Below are 25,713 nucleotides of genomic sequence, written 5' to 3' on the forward strand. Positions count from 1 at the left end.
GTTTTGCCGTGTGGCGGAATCCGGCCAGACTGGGCCGGACAGTTCGAAGGAGAACCTGATGGCCAAATACCTGCTGCTCAAGCACTACCGGGGCGCGCCGGCGGCGGTCAATGACGTGCCGATGGGCCAGTGGACGCCGGAGGAGGTCGCGGCCCACGTCCAGTACATGCGGGACTTCGCCGCCCGGCTGCAGGAGAGCGGTGAGTTCGTCGACAGTCAGGGGCTCTCGCGCGAGGGCACGTTCGTCCGCTACGACGGCGAGGGGCGGCCGCCGGTCACCGACGGTCCGTTCGCCGAGACCAAGGACCTGATCGCCGGGTGGATGGTGATCGACGTCGCGAGCTACGAACGGGCGCTGGAGTTGGCCGGCGAGCTGTCCGCGGCTCCGGGCGCGGGCGGCGAGCCGATCCACGAGTGGCTGGAGGTGCGGCCCTTCCTGCCCGGGACGCATCTGGTGGACGAGTGAACGAGTCGTTTCCTGGCCGGTACGCATCTGGTGGCCGAGTGGACGAGGCGCTGCTGCGGGAGCTGGTGCCCGCGGTGATCGGTGTCGTCGTCCGCCGCGGCGCGGACTTCGCGTCGGCCGAGGACGCCGTCCAGGACGCCCTGACCGAGGCCGTGCGCGTGTGGCCGGACGACCCGCCCCGCGACCCCAAGGGCTGGCTGGTCACCGTGGCCTGGCGCAAGTTCCTCGACGCCGCCCGCGCCGACGCCTCCCGGCGGCACCGCGAGACCCGCGTCGACAGCGAGCCCCCGCCGGCCCCCGGGGAGGCGGTGGACGACACGCTCCAGCTGTACTTCCTGTGCGCGCACCCGTCCCTGACGCCGGCCTCGGCCGTCGCGCTCACGCTGCGCGCGGTCGGCGGGCTGACCACGCGTCAGATCGCGCAGGCGTACCTGGTGCCGGAGGCGACCATGGCGCAGCGGATCAGCCGGGCCAAGCGCACCGTCTCCGGCGTGCGGTTCAACCAGCCCGGCGACGTCGCGACCGTGCTGCGCGTGCTGTACCTGGTCTTCAACGAGGGCTACTCCGGCGACGTCGACCTCGCCGCCGAGGCGATCCGGCTCACCCGGCTGCTCGCGGCGAAGATCAAGCACGAGGAGGTCGCGGGCCTGCTCGCGCTCATGCTGCTGCACCACGCCCGGCGTCCGGCCCGCACCGCTCCCGACGGGAGCCTCGTGCCCCTGGCCGAGCAGGACCGCGGCCTGTGGGACACCCGCCTGATCGCCGAGGGCGTCGACGTGCTCCAGGCGGCCCTCGCCCGCGAGCGGGTGGGCGAGTTCCAGGCCCAGGCCGCCATCGCCGCGCTGCACGCCGACGCCCCGACGGCCGGGGAGACCGACTGGGCGCAGATCGTCGAGTGGTACGACGAGCTGGTGCGCCTCACCGACAGCCCGGTGGCCCGCCTCAACCGGGCCGTCGCCGTCGGCGAGGCCGACGGCCCGCACGCCGGGCTGGCCGCCCTGGCCGAGCTCGACCCGGCCCTGCCCCGCCACGCCGCCGTCGCGGCCTACCTGCACGAACGCGCCGGCGACCCGGACACCGCGGCACGGCTCTACACCGAGGCCGCCCGATCGGCGCCCACCCTCCCCGAACGCGACCATCTCACCCGTCAGGCGGCCCGGCTGGGCGGGGCGTGAAGGTCCGGGCCTGACGTCGTCCGGCTGCGCGGGGCGTGAGGGGCTGGGCCTGACGTCGTCCGGCTTCGGGCGGCCGGATCCTCAGCCTCCGGTGACGACGAGCACCAGCCCCGACGCGACCAGCCCCACCTCGACCACCGCCACGAACGCGCCGGCGGGCAGCCGATCGACGATCTTCTTGCCCGCCCAGGCCCCGGCCGCGCTCGCCGGCGCCAGCGCCAGCCCGGTGGCGACGCCGGACGTGGTGAGCACGGCGGCCGCACCGAAGACGACCAGCTTGGTCAGGTGCATCACCACAGCCGCCGCGGCCTCCGTGCCGATGTAGGCGCCGCGCAGCAGGCCGCGGGCCAGGAAGAACGGGGCGACCAGCGGCCCCATGGAGCCGACCAGCGCCGAACCGAACCCGGACACGGCTCCGACGGCCGCGAACGCCGCGTCGTCCAGCCGGACGCCATGCGGCCGCCTGCGTCGCCAGACCACCATGACCAGCAGGAACACTCCGATGACCCGGGTCAGCGCGGCCAGCGGGGCGGCGGCGAACACCAGCGCGCCGGCCGCTGCGGCGGGCACCGCCCCCGCCGCGAAAACGCCCACCAGACGGCGGTCGACCTCGTCCCGGTTGAACCACACCCGGCTGCCGTTGCCGGCGAGCTGCGCGACGGTCAGCACCGCGACCGCGTCCCGGGTGCCGAGGACCGCGACGAACACCGGCAGCAGCAGCACCCCGCCGCCGAACCCGGCCACCGCCGACAGCGTCGCGGTGGCGAACGTCGCCGCCACCATGACGACCACGACCAGGACGGTGTTCACGCCCCTCACCTCTCTCCGGGGATGCGCGGCCTGTCATTCACCGGGCGCGGAGCAGCAGGAGCAGCCGGCGGCGGGTCCGTCCGCCTGCTCCTCAGGGCCGGCCGGGACGGCGCAGCAGGCGTCGCCGCGCCAGGCTTCGCGGCCTTCCTTGACCGCGACGGCCGCGATCACCAGCGCGGCGACCGGGTCGGCCCAGGACCAGCCGAACAGGCTGTTGAGCGCCAGCCCCACCAGCAGCACGCCGGACAGGTACGTGCACAGCAGGGTCTGCTTGGAGTCTGCCACCGCGGAGGCGGAGCCGAGCTCGCGTCCGGCACGGCGCTGTGCGTGGGACAGGAACGGCATGATCACCAGCGACGACGACGCAAGGATCAGTCCGGGCGTCGAATGCTCGGCCTCGCCCACCCCCAGCAGCGTGCGGACGGCGTCGAAGGTGACGTAGGCGGCCAGCGCGAAGAAGGAGATCGCGATGACGCGCAGTGCGGTCCGCTCCCGCCTTTCATGGTCGGCCGCGGAGAACTGCCAGGCCACCGCGGCGGCCGAGGCGACCTCCACCACCGAGTCCAGGCCGAACCCGACCAGCGCGGCGGAGGAGGCCAGGGTGCCGGCGGTGACGGCCACCACCGCCTCGATCACGTTGTAGGTGATGGTGGCCGCGACCAGCAGGCGGATGCGGCGCCGCAGGGCCGTCCGGCGCGCCGGGGTGGTGACGTGGGCGGCGGTCACGACACCGGCTCCTCTGCGACCCCAGCGGGGGTAGGACACAGCGTCACGGCGTGCCCGGTGGCGGCCAGCAGCTGCTCGGCGGAGGCGAGCAGGTCCATCAGCTCGGGACGGGTCAGGGAGTAGAACGACTGGCGGCCCTCGGCGCGGTAGTCGATCAGGCCGCAGTCGCGCAGGCAGGCCAGGTGCTTGGACACCGTGGACTGGGCCAGGCCGAGCTGGGTGGTCAGGTCGACCACGCGGGCCTCGCCGCGGGCCAGGCGCTGGACGATGCGCAGCCGGGTCTCGTCGGCCAGGGAGTGGAACAGCGCGGCCGCGGGGGAGATGCCGGCGGCGATGTCGGCACTGACACAACGGCCACCTTCAGGATCAATCGCCATACGGCGATGTTAGCCTGAATCCGGCATCTATGGCGAGGCGGCGGTGCTCGCCTGGAGGTCGGCCGCTTTCCGGTGTCTGTTGGGAAGTGTTCGTCGGACGTCTTTCGGGGTGGAGCGGGCGTCTGGGAGGCTCGCTTTTGTGAGTGAACCAGGGCGGCGGGGCCGTCCCGCCACCGATGAGCGCGAGACCGTCACGATCCTTCGGGTGCTCGGGACGACCGGCATCGCGGCGGGGCTGGCCTCGGCCGCGTTCATGCTGCTGCAGTGGTCGAGCCCGCCGCTGACCTGGCTGGCGTTCCTGCTCGTCGTCGCGCTGGTCGGGGTCGGCCTGCGCGTCGAGGCGGCGATCCTGGCGCGTTCTGCCCGCTGACCCGGCGCCCGTGCCGCCCGGCCTGTCTCCCGGCGGGTCGGCCGGGAGGCTTCAGCGGGACGGGCGGCGGGCTCGCGCGGGTCAGCGTTCGCACACGACTCCGTCGCCGTCGCGGTCCTGGTACCAGGCGTACTCGGGGTCGACGCCGCGGCGGTACGGGCCGTAGCCGGCGGCGTTCGCCTCGGCGCAGGTGCGGAAGCGCGGGTCGGTGCCGGAGGGCGGGGGCGGCGTGGGGGACGGGGTCGGCTTCGGGGTCGGGGCCGGCGTGGAGGTGGACGTGTCGCACCTGCCGGACCAGATCCGCAACTCATCCGCCTTGGCCTTGGCCTGCTCCGAGCGGAAGAGGCTCTTGTAGCTGTCGTCCGACTTGGATAAGACGGCCTTGCCGTAGCCGTAACGGATCAGGTTGCGGTTGACGTGCACGCCCTTGGCGTTCCACACGTGCGAGGGCGGGCGGCCCGGCGTCTTGGCGGTGAGCAGGTGGGCCGTCGTGCCGGGCGGCAGGAGCGCCGCCGTGCGGGCGGTCGCCGCCCTGGACCAGCATCGCCCGCGCTCGGGCGTGTCCACGCCGAGCAGCTGCACGCGGATCTTCGTGGTGCCGCGCACGACGTCGACGGTGTCGCCGTCCACGATCTTGACGACCCGGGCCGCGACCGTGCCCTTGGGGACGGCGGCCGCATCGGCCGGCGTGCTCAGGGCGAGGGTGAGGGGCAGCAGGGCGGCGGCCGTGGCGGTGACGATCCTGACCGTGCTCGCGTTCGTAGGCATGGCGTGACTCCAGGGACGGATGGTCCGGACGTGAGGAGACGCGCCGACGGAGACAGGGGTGTACCGCCGGAAGGGCACGGTTATGTCACTCCTGGTCGAGGTGCGGCGACGCTGCGCTTAGGGTTCTGACTGGTCGCCGGCCCCCTTGGGGTGGCCGACGTCCGAGGTCAGAGGCTTGTGCGGCCCTCCTCGGCCTGCCTCGCGCGGACGGTTGCGCGGGCGGGGCCGGGCGGGCTGTCGGAGGCGGGCCGGCGCCGGAGCCGCGATATGCTCGTACTGGTGTTCGATAAGCTGCCTGCCTCTGGGGGAGTGTCGTGGTTGTCGCCAAGGAAGCCGCATGGGTGGGCTTGAGCTGGGATGACTGGTCCGATCTGAGCGAGATCCGCGCCCGCCTCGACGCTGGCGCCGATCCGCATGCCGACCTGTGGCACGAGGGGCCGCCCCTCCACCTCGCGGCCGAGTACGGCTCGCCCGAGGTGGTCGCCGAGCTGGCCCGCCGGGTCGGCGACGTCGACGCCGCGTACGAAGGGCACAGCGCGCTCTGGCGAGCCGTGTTCGCCCAGCAGAGGGACAACGCGCTCGCCCTGGTCGCCGTCGGGGCCGATCCGTGGCGGCCGATGACGGGCGGCTGGTCGCCGGGGCGGCTCAGCCTGGCCGGTCCCAATCCGGGCCTGTTCTTCCCCTTCCCGCGCGACAGGCCCACGTTGTCGGAGGCGGAGAACGCCGCCGTCGTGGAGGCCGAGCGGCTGATCGAGGCCCTGGGCGACTTCGAGTACGACGGGCTGGGGCTGGTGTGCGTCGCGGGCGTCACCGCAGCGGAGGCCGCGCGGCGGCTCGGGGCGACGGTGGCCGAGGGAGCCGGGATCGACGGGGTGCTCGACGAGCCGTACCCGGGCGAGGGGGACGGTCTGGTGGGAGCCACCGACGTGCCGGGCGGATGCGTGCTCAGCCGGCGCCGGGGCGCCGAGATGACGAGCGCCGACGTGATCAACCGCCTCTCGGCCGGGACCGTCTGCTACGCGATGTACGCCGACCCGAAGGGCGGCAACCAGGGCTACAGCTCGCGGGACGGGGTCGTCGAGGAGTGGGACGCCCATCCGGGCGGCGGCTGGGTGTCGCCGGACAGCTCGGCGGACGAGGTGCTGAACGCCTTTCTCTACCAGGGGGAGGGGGTGGCGTACTGCTGCGCGTACACGGGGCTGCGGCTCACTGACGCCCGGCCCGTCCTGGGGCCGCCCGACATCTGGCTGCACCTCCCGCCTCGCGGCTGACGCCGGTCGGCCGGTGCGTGTTGCTCCGGAGTCAGGGCCGGGCGGCCGAGGCCGCGCCCAGCACGGCTCCGTGTGAGCCCAGGGTCGAGAGCCGGACGGGGACGGACCCGAGGCCGCGGGGCGCGTACCGGCGGATCGTCTCGATCAGGGGGACGGTCAGGAGCTCGCCGAGACCGGTGACGCCGCCGCCCAGGACGATCACGTCCGGGTCCAGGAGGGTGGCGGCGGAGGCGATCGATCGGCCGAGGATGACGGCGGCCTCGCGGATCACCTCGCGGGCCAATGGGTCGGCGTTCTCCGGCCCAGCCTGCTGGCCGGCGGCTCCGAGGGGGCTCCGCGGGTCGGTGGTTTCGGCCGGGTGTCGCAGGGCGGGGGGCTCGGTGTTGTGTCCCGGTGTGGAGGGGGATCCGGTGTTGTGTCGGGCTGCGGAGAGGGATCCCAAGTCGGGGGCGGTGCCGCCGCGGGCGTGGTAGGCCGACAGGATCGCCGGGCCCGACGCGTACGCCTCCAGGTGGCCTGTCGCGCCGCAGGGGCACGGGCGGTCGGCGTCGGCGTCCGGGGGCAGGACGGCCGGGGTGTGGCCGAGCGAGCCGGCCATGCCGTTGCGGCCACGCAGGAGTTCGCCGTCACGTACGAGGGCGCCGCCGACGCCGGTGCCGATCGTGAGGACCAGGGCCAGGCGGCTCCCTCGGGCCGCGCCGTGGCGGGCCTCGCCTAGCGCCCAGGCGTGCACGTCGTTGAGCACGGTGACGGGCAGGCCGAGCCGGTCGGTGAAGGCGGTGGCCAGGTCGGTGCCCCGCCAGCCGGGCAGGGCGTCGGTGGCGTGCGTGACCACGCCGTTGTCGCCGATCGTCCCGGCGCTGCCGACGCCGCAGGCGATGACGTCCATTCCGGCGGCGCGTGCCTGGATGAGGCGGTCTTCGGCCAGCTCCAGTGCGGCGGCCAGCACCGCTGCGGCACCGCCGTCGGCGGGTGTGGGGACGCGGGCGGGGAGGTGGATCTCCGTCTCGCCCCGAGTGGCCGAGGCCGGGATCAGGGCGGCGGCGGTCTTGGTGCCGCCGATGTCGATGCCGAGCACGACGGGGATGCCGTTCGTGCGGCGTCGCACGGTTGGGGTGCTGCTGGTGTGGCGTCGCACGGTGGGGGCGCTGTTCAGGTGGGTGTGTACCGCCGGGGTGCTTTCCGGGAGGGATCTCGCGGTGCTGTTTGGGTGGGGGTGTTCGGCTGCGGGGACTTGGGCGGTGCTGTGCGGGGAGGCGGTGTGGGCGGCGGCTGGGGGGCGTGCTGAGGTGGGCATGGGGTTGCCGGTGTGGTGAGGGTGGGCGCGGGGTGGGATGGGGGTCACCGGCGTCCCCTGGGGGTGGCTGCGGTGAGGTGGCGGGTTAGGGCGAGGGGGTCGGTGATGGCGGCGCCGATCACGACTGACCAGGCGCCACGGGCGAACGCCTCCGCCACGTGGGCGTCGGTGCGGAGCCGGCCCTCGGCGACCGTGCGGACCCCGAGGGCGGCGAGTTGCCCGACCAGGTCGAGGTCGGGCTCGTACGGAACCCCGGGCCGAGGGGCGGACCCGGTCCCAGGACGGGAGGCGGAATCAGCGGCGTCGGCCCTCACGGGGAGCGCGGGATCGGCGGCGGGGGCGGGATCTGTGGCGGTGTAGGGGGTGTAGCCGGAGAGGGTGGTGGAGATCAGGGCTGCGCCTCGGTTCCAGGCGAGCAGTCCTTCCTCTGCTGTCGAGACGTCGGCCATGACGGGCACGCCCAGTTCCTTCCATACCCGTTCGACCAGGGACGGCAGGTCGCCCGCTGCCGGTTCGGCCTCCGCCGTCACCTCCAGGGCCACCATGTCGGCGCCGGCGCGTACCAGGGATTCGCACAGGGCGAAGGTGGGGGTGATCAGGGGGCGGGCGTTGGGGCGGGGGACCTTGGCGAGGGCGATCAGGGGGAGGTCCGTGGCGGCCTTGACCGCGCGGACGTCCTCGGGGCCGTTCACGCGCAGACCGGCCGCGCCGCCGAGTTCGGCGCAGCGGGCGAGGAGCGCGATGGTGTGCGGGTCGCGGAGGGGGTGGCCCTCGGGGGCCTGGCAGCTCACGACCAGGCCGCCTTCGATCGCGGTCACCACATCCATTTGGTACAGCCCAATCTTTCGGCATAGGCAGAAGTTCCACCTCAGTTGCCCGATTGGTATAGCCCAATTACGATCGGAGCGTCAAGAGGACCCCCTGACCGAGGATGACCACCGTGACGAAGATCGGCCGGCTCACAGACCATCTGCTCACGCTCATCGAGACCGAGCTGAAGCCGGGCGAACGGCTGCCCGCCGAACGCGATCTCGCCGAGGAGTTCGGGGTCAGCAGGCTGACCGTGCGGCGGGCGGTCGACCGGCTGGAGACGGGCCAGCGGGTCTACCGCGTCCAGGGCGCGGGGACGTTCGTCGCGCACCGGAGCATCGCCAAGACGATCGAGCTGACGTCGTTCAGCGAGGACATGCGGGGGCGGGGGCTGGAGCCGGGGTCGCGGCTGCTGGAGGCGGCCGAGGTGCCCGCGGGGGCGCGGGTGGGGCAGGCGCTCGGCATCAGCCCGGCGGACGCGGTCGTGCGGCTGTGCCGGGTGCGTACGGCCAACGGTTCGCCGATGTGCCTGGAGCGTGCCCACGTGCCGGCCGCGTTCGTGCCCGGACTGCTCGATCGGCCGCTCGGCGGGTCGCTGTACGAGGTGCTGGCGGGGGCGTACCGGATCAGGCTGGAGCGGGCCGAGCAGTCGATCAGGGCCACGGTGCTGGAGCCGGAGGAGGCGGAGCTGCTGGAGGCGGCGCCGCTGGCGCCGGCGTTGCTGGTCGAACGGGTGGCCTACGACCAGCGGGGGCGGGCGGTCGAGGCGGCCAAGTCGATCTACCGGGGCGACCGCTACTCGTACGAGATCGCGATCCGGCGGTGAGGGCGGGCCGGGGCGAAGGGGGCTTGCCGGGAGCCGACGGGTGGGGTAGACGACGGAAGGACGGGATTGTCCTCAGAGAGGGCAGAAGGACGAGATTGTCCTCAGAGAGGACAGAAGGACGGGATCATCCCCAGGCAGGTCGGCCCGAGTGTCCGGCCATGCAGTAGACATGCAGTAGAGAGGTCGATCGGAGTGTTCGGCCATGCGATGGAGTGACATGTCGAGCCGGCGGCGGGCGGTGCTGCTCGGGCTCGGTTCCGCGGAGCTGGTGCTCACCGGGGCCGCCGCCGTGGATCTGTGGCGGCGGCCGCAGCGGGAGATCCACGGCTGGAAGGGCGTCTGGTGGCTGGGCATCTTCGTGCAGCCGTTCGGCCCCATCGCCTACCTGGCGTACGGTAGGCGCAGGGGCCGTAGGCGGTGAAGCCCCGCGTCAGCGGGCGGTGAAACCGCCGTAACCGTTGGCGTTCATGGTCGTGTGCGGACGGAAACCGCCGTAGCCGTTGGCGTTCATGGTCGTGTGCGGACGGAAACCGCCGTATCCGTTGGGGTTCATCCGCGGGTGTCCACCCAGACGCTCACCGTGGTGTGCGGCGTGATCCCGGTGTAGGACGTCTGCCCGGCCGGCACCCACGGGCCCTCGATCGGGATCAGGCCGACCTCGGGCAGGAAGTGACGCTGGATCACGTGGATGCGGTGCTCGCCGGTGCCGCTCGGGCAGTAGCTGGTGGCCCAGCGTTCGGCCTGGTTGAGCTGGTACGTGCAGCCGGTGGGCGCGGCGGAGGCGGCGGGGGCGCCCAGCAGGACCAGGCCCGCGGCCAGGGCGGCGCAGCCGGCGGTCCGTCTTCTCGCGTTCATGCGGGGCTCCTCGGAGGTATGCGCGCGGCGAGAATTGCTTAGGAAAGTTTCCTAAACATTAGAGCCGGGAAGCCGTACCGTCAACGGTTCACCACCGGTCGTGCACCTGCGGCCGGATCAGCTCGTCGTAGACGGCCCGCACGGCCTCCAGCGTCTCCGCCGGGAGCGGGGACAGGTCGGCCGCCGCCGCGTTGGAGCGTGCCTGGCCGGGGTTGCGCGCGCCGGGGATGACGACCGAGACGCCGGGCTGGTCGAGGATCCAGCGCAGCGCGAACTGGGCCATGGACGCCCCCTCGGGCACCAGCCCGGCCAGCCGCCGCACCGCCTCCAGGCCGGTGCCGAACTCCACGCCGGAGAAGGTCTCGCCGACGTCGAACGACTCGCCGTGCCGGTTGTAGGTGCGGTGGTCGTCGGAGGCGAACACGGTGTGCTCGTCGTAGCGTCCCGACAGCAGGCCGCTGGCCAGCGGGACGCGGGCGATGACGCCCACCCCGGCCGCGCGGGCGGCGGGCAGGACCCGCTCCAGCGGCTTGAGCCGGAACGCGTTGAGGATGATCTGCACGGTCGCCACGCCCGGCCTGGCGATGGCGGTCAGCGCCTCCTCGCAGGTCTCCACGCTGACGCCGTACGCCGCGATCTTCTGCTCGGCGACCAGCGTGTCCAGGGCGTCGAAGACCGCGTCGGAGGAGTACACCGGGGTGGGCGGGCAGTGGAGCTGGACCAGGTCGAGGGTGTCCACGCCGAGGTTGCGCCGGGAGCGCTCGTTCCAGGCGCGGAAGTTGTCCATCACGTAGTTGGCCGGCACCTGCGCCATCCGGCGGCCCATCTTGGTGGCCACGGTGAGCCCGGGATGCGCCTTGGCGAAGCGGCCGACGATCTGCTCGCTGCGGCCGTCGCCGTAGACGTCGGCGGTGTCGACGAACGTGACGCCCGCTCCCACGGCCGCCTCCAGGGTGGCGAACGCCTCGTCCTCGCTCACCTCGCCCCAGTCGGCGCCGAGCTGCCAGGCGCCGAGGCCCACGACGCCGATCTGGCGTCCCGTACGTCCGAGTGTGCGGTGTTCCATGCTGTTTGTCCGTTCGTCTGGTTCCTGCGACCAGTGTCCCGGACGAAAGGTACGGGCGCGCCGCGGGGGCACGCCCGTACCGCCGTCAGCGAGGCCGGTAGCTGCACCGCACGCCCGTGTGCACGGTGGCCCGCAGCTCGTCCCCCAGCGCCTGGTCGGCCGACGAGACGCGGGAGATCGCCCGCCTGATCGCCTTGCCCACCGCGATCCGCGCGCGTTCCTCCGTGCCGGTGAACGGCCGCGCCCGCCCGCCGATCCCGGTCGCCGCCGACAGCTCGGCCACCAGCCATTCCCGCTCCAGCCGCAGCGCGGCGGCCCGTTCCAGATCGTTCATCGCCTCCAGCTCGTCGATGTCGGCCTGCAACTGGGTCAGCCGCCGCCGGTAGGTCTCCCTGGCCAGGTCGTCCAGCACCGGCTGCGCCGAGGCCGGCTCGCTGTCCTGCGCCGGCGCGCCCGCGGCCAGGTCGGCGGCCAGGATCTCGCGCCCCGGGTTGGCGATCAGGGTCGCCAGGTGCTGCATGCCGACGCTGTGCTCGACCACCACCAGCCGCCCGCCGTGCTCGACCTGCCAGTGCCGTCCGTGCCTGCGCAGCCGGAACGCCCCGTGCGCCGCGCCCGCCCTGCCGACCACGGCCGGCAGCACCATGCCGAGCTCCCTGGCCTCCTGCGCGGCGGCGTTCTGGGCGGCCCGCGCCGCCTTGTCCTGCGGCCCGTCGCGCAGCGCGAGCGCCTGGCCGAGCCGCCAGCGCGACAGCGTCGCCGCGGGCCAGTGGCCGAGCGCGAGACTGGCCCGGACGGCCTCCGTCAGGTGCCCGGCGGCGCGGTCCACGTCGCCGGTCGTGAGCGCGGCCATGCCCAGGCTGTGCTGCACCGAGCCGAGACAGAGCACGCCCAGGCTGGCCACCACCGGCAGAGCCGCGAACGGCAGCAGCAGCGCGTACGCCTCGGCGGCGGCGCCGGCGTCCTGGAGCAGGTGGGCGGCCTCGACGACGCAGTACATCGAGAACAGCCACGTGCTCGACCTCGGCAGGTCGGCCAGGTCCCGGCCGCGCAGCCGGGCCAGGTGACCGGCCGCCGCCCTGCGGTCGCCCGAGGTGGCCGCGGCCAGCGCGAGGCCCGCCAGGTAGGAGTTGTCGATCGGGCTGAGCGTGGGCGAGCTGACCAGGTCGGCCAGCACCGGCAGCAGCTCGGCCGTGCGGCCCTGGTACCAGCGGATGGCGGCGATCTGGCCGCCGTACCAGCCGGTGGCGTCCATGTCGCCGGCCTGGACGCCGCGCTCGAAGCAGTCGCCGGCCATCTTCTCCGCCTGCTCGAACCGGCCCGCCCTGATGGCCAGCATCACCCTGATCACGTCGGTCACGAACCCGACGGCCAGGTGGTCGTGCTCGGCCAGCAGGCCGCGCAGCTCCTCCAGGCCGCGTCCGGCGTGCGGGTCGGCCGCCAGGTAGAGGTCGACCGTCCGCCACAGCAGGCCCATCAGCAGGTCGCCCCTGCGCCGGGTGACCGCCGCCTGGCCGATCAGCTCCCTGGCCAGCTCCAGCCGGGCCGGCCCGTGCTCCGGGCCGAGCAGGCAGTGATGGGCCAGGCTCAGCGCCTCGGCCAGCGCCGCCGGATCGCCCGCGCTCCTGGCCCGCGCGACGAGCCGGATGATCTCCTCGTGCCCGCCCGCGCCGTAGTCCTCCTCCCCGGTCATCCTGATCCGCAGCCGCAGCGCCAGCGACGAGTACGGATCGATCAGCGACAACGCGTGCCGCTGACGCGCGCGCACCGTCTCCGACTCCGCGCACGTGCGGTGCTCCTGCACCCACACCCCGCCCAGGCCGAGCGCCGCCCTGGCCAGGGCGGGCACGTCGCCGCACGCCTCGGCCTGCCGGTAGGCCGAGTCGAACCAGCGCCTGGCGGTCTGCAGATCCCCGTTCACGTACAAAGCGCGCTCACCGAGCACGAGCGCGAGCCTGATGTCCGGATACGGGGGCAGGCGAACCCCCAGCTCCTCTAAAACGCCCACGGTTTCCGTCCCCATTCGGTCATCCGGGCTGAGCTTCCAGACGGTCCCCCGAATACCGTTCTGCCATAACGACGTGCGGGGGCGGTGGACGGTTCAGCCGAACGCGCTGGCTACCCTGTGCGCATGATTCGCCCCGCCACCCCAGCAGACGTCCCCGCCGTCGTGCGCATGATCCTTGAGCTGGCCACGTACGAGAACGCCGCGCACGAGGTGCGCGTGACCGAGGAGATGCTGCGGACGTCGCTCTTCGGCGAACGGCCCGCCGTGTTCGCGCACGTGGCCGAGCAGGACGGCGAGCCCGTCGGCTTCACGATCTGGTTCCTGACCTACTCCACCTGGCGCGGCGTGCACGGCATCTACATGGAGGACCTGTACGTGCGCCCCGAGCACCGGGGCGGCGGCCACGGCCGCGCGCTGATGGCGGAACTGGCGAAGATCTGCGCCGAACGCGGCTACCAGCGCCTGGAGTGGTCGGTGCTCGACTGGAACGAGCCGTCCATCGCCTTCTACGACAAGCTCGGCGCCGAGCGGCAGGACGAGTGGCTGAAGTACCGGCTGACCGACGAGCCGCTGGAGCGCCTGTCCCGCTGAGACCGCCGGTGAACAGGTGTGCCGCGCAGGCCGGCCCCCCGGCGTGACCTGCGCGGCCTCCTCGTCACACTCCGACGTGCGAGCGGGACCGCTGGCCCTGCGTGCTGTCGAACATCTCGGTGCCCCGCTCTTCGAGGTCCTTGTGCGTCTCCTCGATCCGCAGCGCGACGCCCATCGCGAAGAACGTGGGCGCCCACTCGCCGATGAAGATCCCCCACCGGTCGGCCCGGTCGAGGCCCGCGCCCTCCTGGTTCTTGGAGATCATCCAAGAAGCGAAGGACAGGCCGATGGACGCCAGCCCCGCGGCGTACATGTGGCCTGACTTGATGCCCATCTGGTGCAGCTTTTTGATCATTATTCCCCCCTTGCCATGAGTGCTGTTACCCCCGGGAAGGCCACGTAACCAGCCAGAACTCCGATCATTACCGGCGTGTTTCGCCGGTGACGCTTGTGCGCGTCCTGTTACCGCGGTGAATCCCCCGTAACCGCCGCAGCCTCGCCGGCTGCCCGAACGCGTAACGCGGCCCTCCTACCGTGGTGCTCCCGACGCCGAGCGGAGGAGAGATCGATGGCGCGCTGGATCACCGAGTGGCACCCCGACGACCCGGCCTTCTGGCAGCGGACCGGCAGGCACGTCGCCCGGCGCAACCTGGTCTTCTCCATCGTGGCCGAGCATCTCGGGTTCACCGTCTGGACCCTGTGGAGCGTCGTGGCCACCAGGATGGGGGCCTACGACTTCTCCACCGACCAGCTCTTCTGGCTCGTCGCGCTGCCGAACCTGGTCGGGGCCGTGCTGCGGGTGCCCTACACGTTCGGGCCGGGCCGGTTCGGCGGGCGCGACTTCACCGTGGCCAGTGCGGCGCTGCTGCTGGTCCCGGCCGTGCTGCTCGGGGTGGCGGTGCAGGATCCCGGCACGCCGTACTGGCTGTTCCTGGTGATCGCGGCGCTGGCCGGGGTGGGCGGCGGGAACTTCGCCTCCAGCATGGCCAACATCACCTACTTCTACCCGCGCGGCAAGCAAGGGCTGGCGCTCGGGCTGAACGCGGCGGGCGGCAACGTCGGGGTCAGCTCGGTGCAGCTGGTCGTGCCGCTGGTGATCGGCTCGCTCGGGACGGCCGCCGCCGGCTGGTTCTGGATCCCGTTCATCGCGGTGGCCGCGGCCTGCGCGTGGTTCTTCATGGACAACCTGGCCGGCGCCAGGGCCGAGCCGCGCGAACAGCTCGCGGTGGCCGGACGGGCGCAGACGTGGATCATGTCGGTCCTGTACGTCGGCACGTTCGGGTCGTTCATCGGCTACTCGACGGCGTTCCCGCTGCTGAGCAAGAGCCTGTTCCCCGAGGCGCCGTACGCGGCGGTCGCCTTCGCCGGGCCGCTGCTCGGCTCGCTGATCAGGCCGGTGGGCGGCTGGCTGGCCGACCGGCTGGGCGGCGCGCGGGTGACGCAGTGGAACTTCGCGGCCATGGGCGCCGGGGTGCTGCTGGCCTGGGCGGCCGCCGCCGCGGGCGGCTTCTGGCCGTTCTTCCTGGCCTTCCAGCTGCTGTTCCTCACCGCGGGCATCGGCAACGGCTCGACGTACCGGATGATCCCGGCGATCTTCCACGCCAAGGCGGTCGCCGAGCGTGGCGCGGGCCCGGAGGCGCTGCTGCACGGCAGACGTCAGGCCGCGGCGGCGATCGGCGTCATCTCGGCGGTCGGCGCGCTCGGCGGGTTCCTCGTCAACCGGGCCTTCGGCATGGCGTTCGCCGCGGCCGGCGACCCGGCGCCGGCGTTCCTGGCCTTCGCCGCCTTCTACGCCGCCTGCCTGGCGCTGACCTGGTGGTGCTACACGCGCACCGTCGGCGTCACGGTCGTCGCCAGCCTCGCCCACGCCCGGGTCTGACATGACGAAGACACACTGTCCCTACTGCGCCCTCCAGTGCGGCATGGAGATCGGCCCGGCACTGGAGATCACCCCCAGGACCGACGTCCCGGCCAACGCGCCCGGCGCGCTGTGCCAGAAGGGCTGGACGGCGGCCGAGCTGCTCACCAACGGCGAACGCCTGACCACGCCGCTCCTGCACGGCGAGCCGGTGGAGTGGGAGACCGCCCTGGACCACGTCGCCGCCCGGCTGCGCGCCATCCGCGCCGAGCACGGCCCCGACGCCGTGGCCGTGTTCGGCGGCGGCGGGCTGACCAACGAGAAGGCCTACCAGCTCGGCAAGTTCGCCAGGGTCGCGCTCGGCACCAGCCAGATCGACTACAACGGCCGCTTCTGCATGTCCTCGGCCGCCGCCGCCTCCCTCCGGGCCTTCGGCATGGACCGGGGCCTGCCGTTCCCGGTCACCGACCTGGCCGGCGCCGACGTCGTGCTGCTGGCCGGCGCGAACGTGGCCGAGACCATGCCGCCGTTCGTCCGGCACCTGTCGGGGCCGCGGCTGATCGTCGTCGATCCGCGCCGCACCCCGACGGCCCGGCTGGCCTGGCTGCACCTGCAGCCCACGCCCGGCACCGACCTGGCGCTCGCGCTCGGGCTGCTGCACCTGGCGATCGCCGACGACCTCGTGGACGCCGGCTACGTGGCCGCCAGGACCACCGGGTTCGACGCCGTGCGCACCTCGCTGGCCGCCTGGTGGCCCGAACGCGTCGAGCGCGTCACCGGGGTGCCGGTGCACCGGATGCGGCAGGCCGTCCGCGCGCTGGCCGCCGCCCGGAACGCTTACGTGCTGACCGGGCGCGGCGCCGAGCAGCACGCCAAGGGCACCGACACCGTCACCGCGTTCATCAACCTCGCCCTGGCGCTCGGCCTGCCCGGCCGGTACGGCTCCGGCTACGGCTGCCTGACCGGCCAGGGCAACGGCCAGGGCGGCAGGGAGCACGGCCAGAAGGCCGACCAGCTCCCCGGCTACCGCAGGATCGACGACCCGGCGGCCCGCGCGCACGTCGCGGAGGTGTGGGGCGTGCGGGCCGAGGACCTGCCGGGGCCGGGGCGGTCGGCGTACGAGCTGCTGGACGCGCTCGGCACCCCGCGGGGGCCGCGGGCGCTGCTGCTGTTCGGGTCCAACCCGGTGGTGTCGGCGCCCGCGTCCGGGCACGTCAGCGGCCGGATCGCCGGGCTGGACCTGCTGGTCGTGGCCGACGTGGTGCGCTCGGAGACCGCCGCCATGGCCGACGTGGTGCTCCCGGTCACCCAGTGGGCCGAGGAGAGCGGCACGATGACCAACCTGGAGGGCCGCGTCCTGCTGCGCCGCCGGGCCGTCGCGCCGCCGGAGGGCGTCCGGAGCGACCTGGACGTCATCGCCGGGCTGGCCGCCCGGCTCGGCCACCGCTTCGACACCGACCCGGCGGCCGTCTTCGACGAGCTGCGCCGGGCCACCGCGGGCGGCGTCGCGGACTACTCCGGCATCACCCACGAGCGCATCGCCGCCGGGACCGGCCTGTTCTGGCCCTGCCCGTCGGAGGACCACCCCGGCACGCCCCGGCCGTTCCTGGACCGCTTCGCCCACCCGGACGGCCGCGCCCGGTTCGTCCCGGTCGAGCACCGGCCCGCGGCCGAGGAGCCCGACGCGGACTACCCGGTGTACCTGAGCACCGGCCGCGTCCTGTCCCACTACCAGAGCGGCGCCCAGACCCGCCGGATCGCGTCGCTGGTGCGGGCCGCCCCCGAGCCGTTCGTGGAGCTGCATCCCGACCTGGCCGCGCAGCTCGGCGTCGCCGCGGGCGACCTGGTGCGGGTCAGCAGCCGCAGGGGCCGCAGCAGGGCGGTGGCCAGGATCAGCGACGCCATCAGGCGTGACACCGTGTTCATGCCCTTCCACTGGGAGGGCGCCAACCGGCTGACCAACCCGGCGCTCGACCCGGTCTCCGGCATGCCGGAGTTCAAGGTCTGCGCGGTCAGGGTGGAGAGGGACTCATGAGGCTCGTCGTCGTGGGGAACGGGATGGCCGGGTCACGCCTGGTCAGCGAGGTGCGGGCGCGCGACCCGCGGATGCGGGTGACCGTGTTCGGGGCCGAGGCGGGCCCGCCGTACAACCGGGTCTTGCTGTCGGACGTGCTGGCCGGCAGCGCGCGGCCCGACCAGGTGCGCCTGGTGGACCCCTCCTGGTACGCCGCGCACGGCGTCGAGGCCGTGCCCGGCGCCGAGGTCGCCCGCATCGACCGCGACACCAGGCACGTGGTGACCGCGGACGGGCGGCGCGAGCCGTACGACCTGCTGGTCCTGGCCACCGGCAGCCAGGCGGTCGTGCCGCCGCTGCCCGGCGTCGGGCGGGCCGTGCCGTTCCGCACGCTGGCGGACTGTGAGCGGATCGTGCGGGCGGCCGGGCGGGCGCGCCGGGCGGCCGTCGTCGGCGGCGGGCTGCTCGGCGTCGAGGCCGCCCGCGGCCTGGCCGGGCGCGGCCTGCCGGTCACGCTGCTGCACCTGGCCGGGCACCTGATGGAACGCCAGCTCGACGCCGAGGCGGGCGAGGTGCTCGGCGAGACCCTGGCCGGGCTCGGCGTGGCGGCCCGCACCGGCGTCAGCGCGGCGGCGGTCGAGGCGGACGGCGTCCGCCTGGCCGGCGGCGAGCTGGTCGAGGCCGACCTGGTCGTCCTGGCCTGCGGGGTGCGCCCGGTCACCGGGCTCGCCGCCGCGGCGGGCCTGGAGGTGCGGCGCGGCGTCGTCGTGGACGACGAGCTGCGCACCGGCGACCCGTCGATCTTCGCTGTCGGCGAGTGCGCCGAGCACGACGGCACGGTGTACGGCCTGGTCGCCCCCGCCTGGGAGCAGGCCGCCGTGGCGGCCGAGGTGATCACCGGCGGCAAGGCCCGCTACCGTGGCTCCCGGCTGGTCACCAGGCTCAAGGCCAGGAGCGTCGAGCTGGCCGCCATGGGCGAGACGCAGCTCGGCGAGGAGCACGCCGAGGTGGTGCGCTTCAGCCACCGCGCCCGCGGCACCTACCGCAAGCTCGTCATCCGCGACGGGCGGCTGGTGGGCGCGATCCTGCTGGGCGAGAGCGACGCCGTCGGCACCCTCACCCAGCTGTTCGACCGCGGCGGCCCGGTGCCGGGCGACCGCGCGGGCCTGCTGTTCCCGGGCCTGTCGCCGGCGCCCGTCGCGGGCAGCCCGGTGCTGATGCCGGACGCGGCCGAGGTCTGCCGGTGCAACAACGTGACCAAGGGCCAGATCCGGGCGTGCTGGGAGGCGGGCGCCCGCGACGTGGCCGGGGTGGCCGCCGCCACCAGGGCCACCACCGGCTGCGGCACCTGCCGCGACGCCGTGGAGGGCATCGTCGGCTGGTTGTGCGATCAGGAAGGAGTGCCGGCATGAGGAGGATCGTCGTCGTCGGGTACGGCCCGGCCGCGCACCGCTTCGTGGAGACCCTGGCGAGCCGGGGCTTCGACGGGCGGATCACCGTCATCGGGGAGGAGCCGCGCCCGGCCTACGACCGGGTGGCGCTGACCTCGTACCTGTCGGGGGCCACCGTGGCCGACCTCACCTACCCGGTGCCCGCCGGGACCGTGACGCGGCTGGGCAGCCGGGCCGTCGCCGTGGACCGGCAGGCGCGGACGGTGACCGTCGAGGGCGGGGCCGTCGAGCCGTACGACGTGCTCGTGCTGGCCACCGGGTCGGCGCCGTTCGTGCCGCCGGTGCCCGGACGCGAGCACGCCCACGTCTACCGCACCATCGACGACCTGGACGCCATCCGCGCGGCCGCCGGGCACGCGGCCGAAGGCGTCGTGGTCGGCGGCGGCCTGCTCGGCCTGGAGGCGGCCGACGCGCTGCGGACGCTCGGCCTGAAGGCGCACATCGTCGAGATGAGCCCCTGGCTGATGCCCCGCCAGGTGGACGAGGGCGGAGGCGCGGTGCTCAAGGGCCACATCGAGGCGCTCGGGCTCGGCGTGCACGCCGGTTCGGGCGTCCAGGAGGTCGTCACCGGGCCGGACGGCCGGGTCGCCGGGGTGCGCACGCCGTCCGGCACGCTGATCGAGGGCCAGGTCGTGGTGTTCTCGGCGGGCGTCCGGCCGCGCGACGAGCTGGCCAGGGCGTGCGGGCTGGAGGTGGGGGAGCGGGGCGGCGTCGTGGTCGACGAAGGGATGCGCACCGCCGACCCGTCGGTCTACGCGATCGGCGAGTGCGCGCTGGCCGGCGGCACGGTCCACGGCCTGGTCGGGCCGTGCAACACGATGGCCGAGGTGGCCGCCGACCGGATCATGGGCGGGACGTCCTCGTTCGCGGGCGGGGACACCTCCACGAAGCTGAAACTGCTCGGCGTCGAGGTTGCCCAGTTCGGCGCGATGGACGGCGCCCTCGACGTCACCTACATGGACCCGGTCGCCGGGATCTACAAGAAGCTGTTCGTCAGCGACGACGCCCGCACGCTGCTCGGCGGCATCTGCGTGGGGGACGCGGGGCCGTACGCGGCGCTGCGGCCGTTCGTCGGCAAGCCGTTGCCCGCGCCGCCCTCCGACCTGCTGTTCAGCGGCTCCGGGGCGCCGCTCGACCTGCCCGGCGACGCGCAGGTCTGCTCCTGCAACAACGTGTGCGCGGGGGACGTCCGGCACGCCGTGGCCGAGCTGGGCGTGACCGACGTGCCCGGCCTCAAGGCGTGCACGCGGGCCGGCACCACCTGCGGGAGCTGCGTGCCGATGCTCAGGCAGCTCCTGGAGGAGTCGGGGGTCGAGGTCGGCAGGTCGTTGTGCGAGCACTTCGCGTACTCGCGGGCCGAGCTGTTCGACATCGTCCGGGTGCGGGAGATCACGACGTTCTCCCGGCTCATCGCCGAGCACGGGCAGGGGCGCGGCTGCGACGTCTGCAAGCCCGCGGTGGCCTCGATCCTGGCCTCGCTGCACCACGGGCACGTGCTCGACGGCGAGCGGGCCGCGTTGCAGGACACCAACGACGCCTTCCTCGCCAACATCCAGAAGAACGGCACGTACTCGGTCGTCCCGCGCATCCCGGGCGGCGAGATCACGCCGGACAAGCTCATCGTGATCGGCGAGGTCGCCCGCGACTTCGGGCTCTACACCAAGATCACCGGCGGGCAGCGCATCGACCTGCTCGGCGCCCGGGTCGAGCAGCTGCCGGAGATCTGGCGACGGCTGGTGGCGGCCGGCTTCGAGTCCGGCCACGCCTACGGCAAGGCGCTGCGCACGGTGAAGTCGTGCGTGGGCTCCACCTGGTGCCGCTACGGCGTCCAGGACTCCGTCGGCCTGGCCATCGCCCTGGAGCTGCGCTACCGCGGCCTGCGCTCGCCGCACAAGCTCAAGTCGGCCGTGTCCGGCTGCGCCCGCGAGTGCGCCGAGGCCAGGTCGAAGGACTTCGGCGTCATCGCCACCGAGCAGGGCTGGAACCTGTACGTCGGCGGCAACGGCGGCTTCCGGCCCCGCCACGCCGACCTGCTGGCCACCGACCTGAGCACCGGCGACCTGATCAGGACGATCGACCGGTTCCTGATGTTCTACGTCCGCACCGCCGACCGGCTGCAGCGCACCGCCGCCTGGCTGGAGTCGCTGGACGGCGGCCTCGACCATCTCCGGAAGGTGATCATGGAAGACTCGCTCGGCATCTGCGCCGACCTCGACGCCCAGATGGAACAGCACGTCGCCACCTACGCCGACGAGTGGGCGGCGACCCTGGACGACCCGGAGAAGCTCGGCAGGTTCGTCAGCTTCGTCAACGCGCCCGGCGTGCCCGACCCGTCGATCGTGTTCGCCTCCGAGCGCGGCCAGATCAGGCCGGTGATGGCCCGATGAGCTGGACCCCGGTCTGCGAGTACGCCGCCCTGCCGCCGGAGCGCGGCGTCTGCGCGCTGGTCGGCGGCCGGCAGGTGGCGCTGTTCCGCACCTACGAGGGGCACGTGCACGCTCTGGACAACCTCGACCCGTTCAGCGGCGCGTACGTGCTCTCGCGCGGCATCGTCGGCACCAGGCGGGGGGAGCCCACCGTGGCCTCGCCGCTGCACAAGCAGGTCTTCTCGCTGGTGTCGGGGGCGTGCCTGGACGAGGAGGCCGTCCAGGTGCCCGTCTACGCCGTCCGGGTGGCGGCCGGGCGGGTGGAGGTGAGCGTTTAGCCGATCAGAGCAGGGGCATTGACCTGCTGAAACACGGGGACGGGAGGTGCGTGTGGCCTACGACGCCTCCGCCTACGGGCGCGGGATCGCCGACATCTACGACGCCACGGTGACGGAGCTGCCGACCGCCGCGGCCGTCGAGCGGCTGGCGACGCTGGCCGAGGGCGGTCCCGTGCTGGAGTTCGGCATCGGCACCGGACGGCTGGCGCTGCCGCTCGCCGCCCGCGGCCTGTCCGTCGCCGGGATCGACGCCTCGCCGGAGATGACCCGCGAGCTGCGCGCCAAACCCGGCGGCGCGGCCGTCCCCGTGACGGTGGGCGACTTCTCCACCATGCGGGTCGAGGGCTCGTACGCGCTCGTGGTGCTCGCGATCAACACGATCTTCGCCCTGCCCACCCAGGAGGCGCAGGTCAACTGCTTCGCCAACGCGGCCCGGCACCTGCGCGCGGGCGGGCGGTTCGTGGTCGAGGCGTGGGTGCCCGACCCGGCCGCCTTCCGCGACGGCTCGGCGCTGCGGCTGCTGTCGCTGGCCGAGGACGTCGTCCTCATCGAGGCGGCCAGGCTCGCCCCGGCCACCCAGCACATGCGCACCACCCGCGTACGGCTGACCGGGGAGGGCGTGCGGCTGCTGCCCGCCAACCACCGTTACGCCTGGCCCGGCGAGCTCGACCTGATGGCCAGGCTGGCCGGGATGGCCCTGGAACACCGCTGGGCCGACTGGGTCGGCACCCCGTTCACCGACGAGAGCCGCGCGCACGTCTCCGTCTACCGCAAGGCCCCCTGATGCGCCTGCCGCCCGCCCGTGGCCAGCTCACCGACCTGCTGTTCGACCGGCTCGCCCGGCCGCCCGCGACGCTGCCCGACGCGCCCGGCCCCGACGGCGAGGAGGATCTCCAGCTCGCCCTGTTCGCCTGCTACGAGCTGCACTACCAGGGCTTCGACGAGGTGGACGACCGCTGGGAGTGGGAGCCGTCGCTGCTGCGCCTGCGCGGCCTGCTGGAGGACCGCTTCGAGCGGGAGCTGGCCGGGGCCGTGCCGCGTCCCGCGCCGGTGCCGCCCGGCGAGGTGCGGCGCGCGCTCACCGCGCTGACCGCCGAGGACGACGACGGCCCGTCGCTCTCGCTCCACCTCCAGCGCGAGGCCGGGATCGACGCCTTCCGCGAGTTCGTGATCCACCGCTCGATCTACCACCTGAAGGAGGCCGACCCGCACACGTGGGCGATCCCGCGCCTGCGCGGCCGGCCCAAGGCGGCCCTGGTGGAGATCCAGGCCGACGAGTACGGCGGCGGCCGGCCCGAGCGCATGCACTGCGAGCTGTTCGGCCACACCATGCGCGGCCTCGGCCTCGACGACTCCTACGGCGCGTACCTGCCCCGGGTCCCCGCGGTCACCCTGGCCGTCACCAACGCCATGTCGCTGTTCGGGCTGCACCGGCGGCTGCGCGGCGCGCTGGTCGGCCACCTGGCCGCGATCGAGATGACCTCGTCGCTGCCCAACCGCCGCTACGCCGCGGGCCTGCGCCGGCTCGGCGGCGACGCGGCGGCGGCCCGGTTCTACGAGGAGCACGTGCAGGCCGACGCCGTGCACGAGCAGATCGCCGCGGCCGACCTGTGCGGCGGGTTCGCGGCCGCCTTCCCCGCCCTGACCGGCGACGTCCTGTACGGCGCCGCCTGCGCCCTGGCCCTCGAACGCCGCTGGGCCGAGCACGTCATGGGCCGTTGGGAACGCGGCGCGTCCTCGCTGCTCGGCCAGGAGGTGCCCGCATGATCGACCTCGACTACGTGGTCCCGCTGCGCTGGCAGGACGACTCCGGCCTCGACGAGCTGACCGAGTACCTGCGGGCCCTCGCGCCGCACGTACGCGTGACCGTGGTCGACGGCAGCCGGCCCGAGCTGTACGCCCGCCACGCCCGCCGCTGGCGCTGCCTGGTCCGGCACGTCAGCCCGGCGGCCGGCCTGTCCTTCGCCAACGGCAAGGTCAACGGCGTGACCACCGGGCTGCGACTGGCCGAGGGCGACCGGGTCGTGATCGCCGACGACGACGTGCGCTACGACCTGTCCGCGCTGGCCCAGATGCACGACCTGCTCGCCCGCGCCGAGCTGGTCAGGCCGCAGAACTACTTCGACCCCGCCCCCTGGCACGCCCGCTGGGACACCGCCCGCACCCTGCTCAACCGCGCCTTCGGCGCCGACTACCCGGGCACGTTCGGCGTCCGGCGGTCGTTCTTCCTGGCCATGGGCGGCTACGACGGCGACGTGCTGTTCGAGAACCTGGAGCTCGTCCGCACCGTGCGCGCCCACGGCGGACGCGAGCTGCGCCCGCCCGGCCTGTACGTCCGGAGGTTGCCGTGCGACGCGCGGCGGTTCTGGTCGCAGCGGGTGCGGCAGGCCTACGACGACCTCGCCCAGCCGGTGCGGCTGGCGTCCTTCCTGGCGGTGCTGCCCGCGATCGCGCTGGTACGCCGTCCGCTGCCGCTGCTGGCCGCCGCCGGGGCGGTCGTCGCGCTGGCCGAGGCCGGGCGGCGGCGGGCCGGCGGGCGGCGGGTCTTCCCCGCCGGCGCCTCGCTGTTCGCGCCGGTGTGGGTGCTGGAGCGGGCGGTGTGCTCCTGGCTGGCGGTGGGCGCGGCCTGCGCGGGCGGCGTGCCGTACGCGGGGGGACGGCTCGCGCGGGCCGCCCACTCGGCGCGGTGGCTGCGCGCGCGGGCTCAGGAGTCGGCGGGCGGGTCGGGCTCGCTCGGCGCCTGGAAGCCGACGGACTTGTGCGAGCCGTCGCAGAACGGCTTGGTCGAGGATCGGCCGCACCGGCACAGCGCGACCGTGGCCCTTCCCGGGTCGATCGGCTCGCCGTCCTGAGTCAGCAGCTCGAAGGGGCCTCTGATCAGCAGCGGGCCGTCCGCACAGGGCGTGACGGTGGTCGTCGGTTCGTCCATCGTCGTCACCTGCCCCGCCGGCGGGCCCCCTCACCTGCGAGGACGTCGCTACAAGGCCTCCACGGGCGGGTACACGTGCGGGGTGGGGTGCGCCGCGGGAAGGACGCACCGCCGCCCGGACCGGACGCTGGCACAGCGTTCGGCGTCCTCACGCTGGGGCAGTGGTTCCGGGTTCGCCTGTGTTGGCCGCACTGGAGGGACGCTATAGGCGGCCCTACCCCGCCCGGTCTCGGGTCGGCAACGATCACAGCTCTGAACGGTCTCTCCAATGACAGTGAAGCGTTACCGTGAGTAATACCGACATGAGGTAAAGGGGTCGTGCGGAGTGCCTAAACCGGGCATTCGGGAACGACCGGCGAGGGCATCAACCCGGCCATGAGCAAGATTTCTGAGCGCAGGGCACTCCTGCTGGCCGCGATCGTTCCCGTCCTCCTGGTCGCGGGCTGCTCCGCGGGGAGCAACACGCAGGCGATGAAGGGGGAGGCCAGCCCCGCCACGCCGACCGACACCATGATGACGCCCACCGAGACCGGCATGGAGTCGCCGACCACGACCGAGACCATGACCGAGACCGCCACGCCGACCGGCACCATGACGGCGGCCACCCAGCCGCGCGCCGCCGTCCAGAACTACTTCGACGCCCTGAAGTCCGGCAACGTGGACGCGGTCGTGAAGACGTTCGCCGGCGACGCGGTGGTGGCCTTCGACGGGCAGGCCACGGCCACGGGCTCGCAGGCCGTCCGCAGCCTCTACGAGAAGCTGCTCAAGGACGGCGCCGACCTGAAGTCGGCCACGCACACCATCGATGAGACGCGGAACGCGGGCAGCCAGGACGCCTTCGCGCGCGCGACCAGCAAGCAGGGCGACACCACCTACCGCGAGCTGTTCATGCTCACGCACCAGGGCGGCCAGTGGCTGATCTCGCGCTTCATGAACAACCAGGGCGCCTGACCCGGCCCTGCTCCGGAATACGGTAGGGGGGTACCGTGTTGCGGTCGGTGTAGCGAGCGAGAGGACCGGGAGATGGCCGGGTACACCGACGGCAAGCAGGACCACCTCCGGCGGCTGCGCCGGATCGAGGGCCAGGCGCGGGGCATCCAGCGCATGGTCGAGGACGACAAGTACTGCATCGACATCCTGACGCAGGTCTCGGCGACGACGAGCGCGTTGCAGTCGTTCGCGTTGTCGCTGCTGGAGGAGCACATGGCGCACTGTGTGGTCGAGGCGGCGCGCAAGGGCGGGGCCGAGGCGGAGGCCAAGGTCAAGGAGGCGGCCGACGCCATCGCCCGCCTCGTCCGGTCGTGACGGATCCACGCGGGGCGCGCGCGGGCGGGTTAGCGT

28 protein-coding genes and 1 pseudogene are annotated in these 25,713 nt (G+C 73.7%); 17 read left to right on the forward strand and 12 right to left on the reverse strand.

Features of this window, described 5'->3' with window-relative positions:
- The first annotated feature begins 58 nt into the window (after positions 1-58).
- Together AB0J76_RS17075 and AB0J76_RS17080 are read left to right on the forward strand one after the other, a co-directional pair.
- Positions 59-466: a YciI family protein gene (locus AB0J76_RS17075; RefSeq protein WP_352323173.1), complete on the forward strand. Its 408-nt coding sequence runs from the start codon at positions 59-61 to the stop codon at positions 464-466.
- Positions 467-504: 38 nt separating this feature from the next.
- The gene (locus AB0J76_RS17080) at positions 505-1,641 is read left to right on the forward strand and encodes a DUF6596 domain-containing protein (RefSeq protein ID WP_364389872.1); all 1,137 of its coding nucleotides are present in this window, start codon (positions 505-507) and stop codon (positions 1,639-1,641) included.
- A gap of 81 nt (positions 1,642-1,722) precedes the next feature.
- Here AB0J76_RS17080 and AB0J76_RS17085 read toward each other — a convergent pair whose 3' ends face one another.
- The 3 genes from AB0J76_RS17085 to AB0J76_RS17095 are packed head-to-tail and all read right to left on the reverse strand — an operon-like array spanning position 1,723 to position 3,554.
- Positions 1,723-2,451: a sulfite exporter TauE/SafE family protein gene (locus AB0J76_RS17085; protein WP_352322720.1), complete on the reverse strand. Its 729-nt coding sequence runs from the start codon at positions 2,449-2,451 to the stop codon at positions 1,723-1,725.
- Between the two features lie 33 nt (positions 2,452-2,484).
- Entirely contained in the window at positions 2,485-3,177 is a 693-nt protein-coding gene (locus AB0J76_RS17090) for a cation transporter (protein ID WP_352322721.1), read from the reverse strand.
- Positions 3,174-3,554 (reverse strand): metalloregulator ArsR/SmtB family transcription factor, encoded by a 381-nt coding sequence (locus AB0J76_RS17095; RefSeq protein ID WP_352322722.1) that lies wholly within the window; start codon positions 3,552-3,554, stop codon positions 3,174-3,176. The genes AB0J76_RS17090 and AB0J76_RS17095 overlap by 4 nt, the downstream gene beginning before the upstream one ends.
- Before the next feature lie 139 nt (positions 3,555-3,693).
- Here AB0J76_RS17095 and AB0J76_RS17100 point away from each other — a divergent pair, with 139 nt between their 5' ends.
- Positions 3,694-3,924, forward strand: coding sequence for a hypothetical protein (locus AB0J76_RS17100; RefSeq protein ID WP_352322723.1), 231 nt, complete (start codon positions 3,694-3,696; stop codon positions 3,922-3,924).
- Between the two features lie 81 nt (positions 3,925-4,005).
- On the opposite strand, the gene AB0J76_RS17105 is transcribed toward AB0J76_RS17100, so the two are convergent.
- Positions 4,006-4,692: an excalibur calcium-binding domain-containing protein gene (locus tag AB0J76_RS17105; RefSeq protein WP_352322724.1), complete on the reverse strand. Its 687-nt coding sequence runs from the start codon at positions 4,690-4,692 to the stop codon at positions 4,006-4,008.
- A 341-nt stretch (positions 4,693-5,033) separates the two neighbouring features.
- On the opposite strand from AB0J76_RS17105, the gene AB0J76_RS17110 reads away from it, so the two are divergent.
- Entirely contained in the window at positions 5,034-5,963 is a 930-nt protein-coding gene (locus AB0J76_RS17110; protein ID WP_352322725.1) for an ankyrin repeat domain-containing protein, read from the forward strand.
- A 31-nt stretch (positions 5,964-5,994) separates the two neighbouring features.
- Here AB0J76_RS17110 and AB0J76_RS17115 read toward each other — a convergent pair whose 3' ends face one another.
- Entirely contained in the window at positions 5,995-7,071 is a 1,077-nt protein-coding gene (locus tag AB0J76_RS17115; protein ID WP_352322726.1) for an ROK family protein, read from the reverse strand.
- 233 nt (positions 7,072-7,304) lie between these two features.
- Entirely contained in the window at positions 7,305-8,087 is a 783-nt protein-coding gene (locus AB0J76_RS17120) for an N-acetylmannosamine-6-phosphate 2-epimerase (protein ID WP_352322727.1), read from the reverse strand.
- Between the two features lie 113 nt (positions 8,088-8,200).
- On the opposite strand from AB0J76_RS17120, the gene AB0J76_RS17125 reads away from it, so the two are divergent.
- Together AB0J76_RS17125 and AB0J76_RS17130 are read left to right on the forward strand one after the other, a co-directional pair.
- Entirely contained in the window at positions 8,201-8,896 is a 696-nt protein-coding gene (locus AB0J76_RS17125; protein WP_352322728.1) for a GntR family transcriptional regulator, read from the forward strand.
- Between the two features lie 202 nt (positions 8,897-9,098).
- Entirely contained in the window at positions 9,099-9,317 is a 219-nt protein-coding gene (locus tag AB0J76_RS17130; RefSeq protein WP_352322729.1) for a PLDc N-terminal domain-containing protein, read from the forward strand.
- Positions 9,318-9,326: 9 nt separating this feature from the next.
- Here AB0J76_RS17130 and AB0J76_RS17135 read toward each other — a convergent pair whose 3' ends face one another.
- The 4 genes from AB0J76_RS17135 to AB0J76_RS17150 form a co-directional block, all read right to left on the reverse strand.
- Positions 9,327-9,449 (reverse strand): hypothetical protein, encoded by a 123-nt coding sequence (locus tag AB0J76_RS17135; protein WP_352322730.1) that lies wholly within the window; start codon positions 9,447-9,449, stop codon positions 9,327-9,329.
- Positions 9,446-9,751, reverse strand: coding sequence for a hypothetical protein (locus tag AB0J76_RS17140; protein ID WP_352322731.1), 306 nt, complete (start codon positions 9,749-9,751; stop codon positions 9,446-9,448). The genes AB0J76_RS17135 and AB0J76_RS17140 overlap by 4 nt, the downstream gene beginning before the upstream one ends.
- An 88-nt stretch (positions 9,752-9,839) precedes the next feature.
- Positions 9,840-10,817 carry an aldo/keto reductase gene (locus AB0J76_RS17145; RefSeq protein ID WP_352322732.1) on the reverse strand — a complete coding sequence of 326 codons (978 nt, stop codon included), beginning with the start codon at positions 10,815-10,817 and terminating at the stop codon, positions 9,840-9,842.
- A gap of 85 nt (positions 10,818-10,902) precedes the next feature.
- Positions 10,903-12,825: a hypothetical protein gene (locus AB0J76_RS17150; protein ID WP_352322733.1), complete on the reverse strand. Its 1,923-nt coding sequence runs from the start codon at positions 12,823-12,825 to the stop codon at positions 10,903-10,905.
- A gap of 84 nt (positions 12,826-12,909) precedes the next feature.
- Here AB0J76_RS17150 and AB0J76_RS17155 point away from each other — a divergent pair, with 84 nt between their 5' ends.
- Complete coding sequence (locus AB0J76_RS17155; RefSeq protein WP_352322734.1) at positions 12,910-13,416, forward strand: GNAT family N-acetyltransferase; 507 nt, start codon at positions 12,910-12,912, stop codon at positions 13,414-13,416.
- 64 nt (positions 13,417-13,480) lie between these two features.
- Here the strand turns inward: AB0J76_RS17155 and AB0J76_RS17160 are convergent, their stop codons facing one another.
- A complete protein-coding gene (locus AB0J76_RS17160) occupies positions 13,481-13,771 on the reverse strand; it encodes a hypothetical protein (protein ID WP_352322735.1) in 291 nt (96 codons plus the stop codon).
- Positions 13,772-13,984: 213 nt separating this feature from the next.
- Here AB0J76_RS17160 and AB0J76_RS17165 point away from each other — a divergent pair, with 213 nt between their 5' ends.
- Genes AB0J76_RS17165 through AB0J76_RS17200 form a run of 8 tightly spaced genes read left to right on the forward strand, consistent with a single transcriptional unit; the run spans position 13,985 to position 24,295 of the window.
- Positions 13,985-15,295 (forward strand): MFS transporter, encoded by a 1,311-nt coding sequence (locus tag AB0J76_RS17165; protein WP_352322736.1) that lies wholly within the window; start codon positions 13,985-13,987, stop codon positions 15,293-15,295.
- Between the two features lies 1 nt (position 15,296).
- On the forward strand, positions 15,297-17,309 hold the full coding sequence (locus tag AB0J76_RS17170; protein ID WP_352322737.1) for a molybdopterin oxidoreductase family protein: 2,013 nt from the start codon (positions 15,297-15,299) through the stop codon (positions 17,307-17,309).
- Positions 17,306-18,700: an FAD-dependent oxidoreductase gene (locus AB0J76_RS17175; RefSeq protein ID WP_352322738.1), complete on the forward strand. Its 1,395-nt coding sequence runs from the start codon at positions 17,306-17,308 to the stop codon at positions 18,698-18,700. The genes AB0J76_RS17170 and AB0J76_RS17175 overlap by 4 nt, the downstream gene beginning before the upstream one ends.
- Complete coding sequence (gene nirB / locus AB0J76_RS17180) at positions 18,697-21,126, forward strand: nitrite reductase large subunit NirB (protein WP_352322739.1); 2,430 nt, start codon at positions 18,697-18,699, stop codon at positions 21,124-21,126. The genes AB0J76_RS17175 and nirB overlap by 4 nt, the downstream gene beginning before the upstream one ends.
- A complete protein-coding gene (gene nirD, locus AB0J76_RS17185) occupies positions 21,123-21,443 on the forward strand; it encodes a nitrite reductase small subunit NirD (RefSeq protein ID WP_352322740.1) in 321 nt (106 codons plus the stop codon). Before nirB ends, nirD begins: the two co-directional genes overlap by 4 nt.
- Positions 21,444-21,489: 46 nt before the next feature.
- The gene (locus tag AB0J76_RS17190; RefSeq protein ID WP_352322741.1) at positions 21,490-22,227 is read left to right on the forward strand and encodes a class I SAM-dependent methyltransferase; all 738 of its coding nucleotides are present in this window, start codon (positions 21,490-21,492) and stop codon (positions 22,225-22,227) included.
- Positions 22,227-23,210 carry an iron-containing redox enzyme family protein gene (locus tag AB0J76_RS17195; RefSeq protein WP_352322742.1) on the forward strand — a complete coding sequence of 328 codons (984 nt, stop codon included), beginning with the start codon at positions 22,227-22,229 and terminating at the stop codon, positions 23,208-23,210. Before AB0J76_RS17190 ends, AB0J76_RS17195 begins: the two co-directional genes overlap by 1 nt.
- The gene (locus tag AB0J76_RS17200) at positions 23,207-24,295 is read left to right on the forward strand and encodes a glycosyltransferase family 2 protein (protein ID WP_352322743.1); all 1,089 of its coding nucleotides are present in this window, start codon (positions 23,207-23,209) and stop codon (positions 24,293-24,295) included. Before AB0J76_RS17195 ends, AB0J76_RS17200 begins: the two co-directional genes overlap by 4 nt.
- Here AB0J76_RS17200 and AB0J76_RS17205 read toward each other — a convergent pair.
- Positions 24,259-24,372 (reverse strand): annotated as a pseudogene (locus tag AB0J76_RS17205) (hypothetical protein); the annotation flags it as partial. The gene AB0J76_RS17200 and the pseudogene AB0J76_RS17205 sit on opposite strands and share 37 nt — an antisense overlap.
- A gap of 375 nt (positions 24,373-24,747) precedes the next feature.
- On the opposite strand from AB0J76_RS17205, the gene AB0J76_RS17210 reads away from it, so the two are divergent.
- Positions 24,748-25,323: a nuclear transport factor 2 family protein gene (locus tag AB0J76_RS17210; protein WP_352322744.1), complete on the forward strand. Its 576-nt coding sequence runs from the start codon at positions 24,748-24,750 to the stop codon at positions 25,321-25,323.
- 72 nt (positions 25,324-25,395) lie between these two features.
- The gene (locus AB0J76_RS17215; RefSeq protein WP_352322745.1) at positions 25,396-25,677 is read left to right on the forward strand and encodes a metal-sensitive transcriptional regulator; all 282 of its coding nucleotides are present in this window, start codon (positions 25,396-25,398) and stop codon (positions 25,675-25,677) included.
- Positions 25,678-25,713: the final 36 nt, after the last annotated feature.

Source organism: Nonomuraea sp. NPDC049624 (assembly GCF_040675255.1).
Lineage (GTDB): Bacteria > Actinomycetota > Actinomycetes > Streptosporangiales > Streptosporangiaceae > Nonomuraea.

Excerpts from the sequence above, each read along its gene's own strand:
- AB0J76_RS17160 (WP_352322735.1), bottom strand. The coding sequence starts at position 13,771 with ATGATCAAAAAGCTGCACCAGATGGGCATCAAGTCAGGCCACATGTAC.
- AB0J76_RS17105 (WP_352322724.1), bottom strand. The coding sequence starts at position 4,692 with ATGCCTACGAACGCGAGCACGGTCAGGATCGTCACCGCCACGGCCGCC.
- AB0J76_RS17215 (WP_352322745.1), top strand. The coding sequence starts at position 25,396 with ATGGCCGGGTACACCGACGGCAAGCAGGACCACCTCCGGCGGCTGCGC.
- AB0J76_RS17075 (WP_352323173.1), top strand. The coding sequence starts at position 59 with ATGGCCAAATACCTGCTGCTCAAGCACTACCGGGGCGCGCCGGCGGCG.
- AB0J76_RS17200 (WP_352322743.1), top strand. The coding sequence starts at position 23,207 with ATGATCGACCTCGACTACGTGGTCCCGCTGCGCTGGCAGGACGACTCC.
- AB0J76_RS17135 (WP_352322730.1), bottom strand. The coding sequence starts at position 9,449 with ATGAACCCCAACGGATACGGCGGTTTCCGTCCGCACACGACCATGAAC.
- AB0J76_RS17175 (WP_352322738.1), top strand. The coding sequence starts at position 17,306 with ATGAGGCTCGTCGTCGTGGGGAACGGGATGGCCGGGTCACGCCTGGTC.
- nirB (WP_352322739.1), top strand. The coding sequence starts at position 18,697 with ATGAGGAGGATCGTCGTCGTCGGGTACGGCCCGGCCGCGCACCGCTTC.
- AB0J76_RS17145 (WP_352322732.1), bottom strand. The coding sequence starts at position 10,817 with ATGGAACACCGCACACTCGGACGTACGGGACGCCAGATCGGCGTCGTG.
- AB0J76_RS17130 (WP_352322729.1), top strand. The coding sequence starts at position 9,099 with ATGCGATGGAGTGACATGTCGAGCCGGCGGCGGGCGGTGCTGCTCGGG.
- AB0J76_RS17170 (WP_352322737.1), top strand. The coding sequence starts at position 15,297 with ATGACGAAGACACACTGTCCCTACTGCGCCCTCCAGTGCGGCATGGAG.
- AB0J76_RS17120 (WP_352322727.1), bottom strand. The coding sequence starts at position 8,087 with ATGGATGTGGTGACCGCGATCGAAGGCGGCCTGGTCGTGAGCTGCCAG.
- AB0J76_RS17165 (WP_352322736.1), top strand. The coding sequence starts at position 13,985 with ATGGCGCGCTGGATCACCGAGTGGCACCCCGACGACCCGGCCTTCTGG.
- AB0J76_RS17140 (WP_352322731.1), bottom strand. The coding sequence starts at position 9,751 with ATGAACGCGAGAAGACGGACCGCCGGCTGCGCCGCCCTGGCCGCGGGC.
- AB0J76_RS17095 (WP_352322722.1), bottom strand. The coding sequence starts at position 3,554 with ATGGCGATTGATCCTGAAGGTGGCCGTTGTGTCAGTGCCGACATCGCC.
- nirD (WP_352322740.1), top strand. The coding sequence starts at position 21,123 with ATGAGCTGGACCCCGGTCTGCGAGTACGCCGCCCTGCCGCCGGAGCGC.
- AB0J76_RS17195 (WP_352322742.1), top strand. The coding sequence starts at position 22,227 with ATGCGCCTGCCGCCCGCCCGTGGCCAGCTCACCGACCTGCTGTTCGAC.
- AB0J76_RS17210 (WP_352322744.1), top strand. The coding sequence starts at position 24,748 with ATGAGCAAGATTTCTGAGCGCAGGGCACTCCTGCTGGCCGCGATCGTT.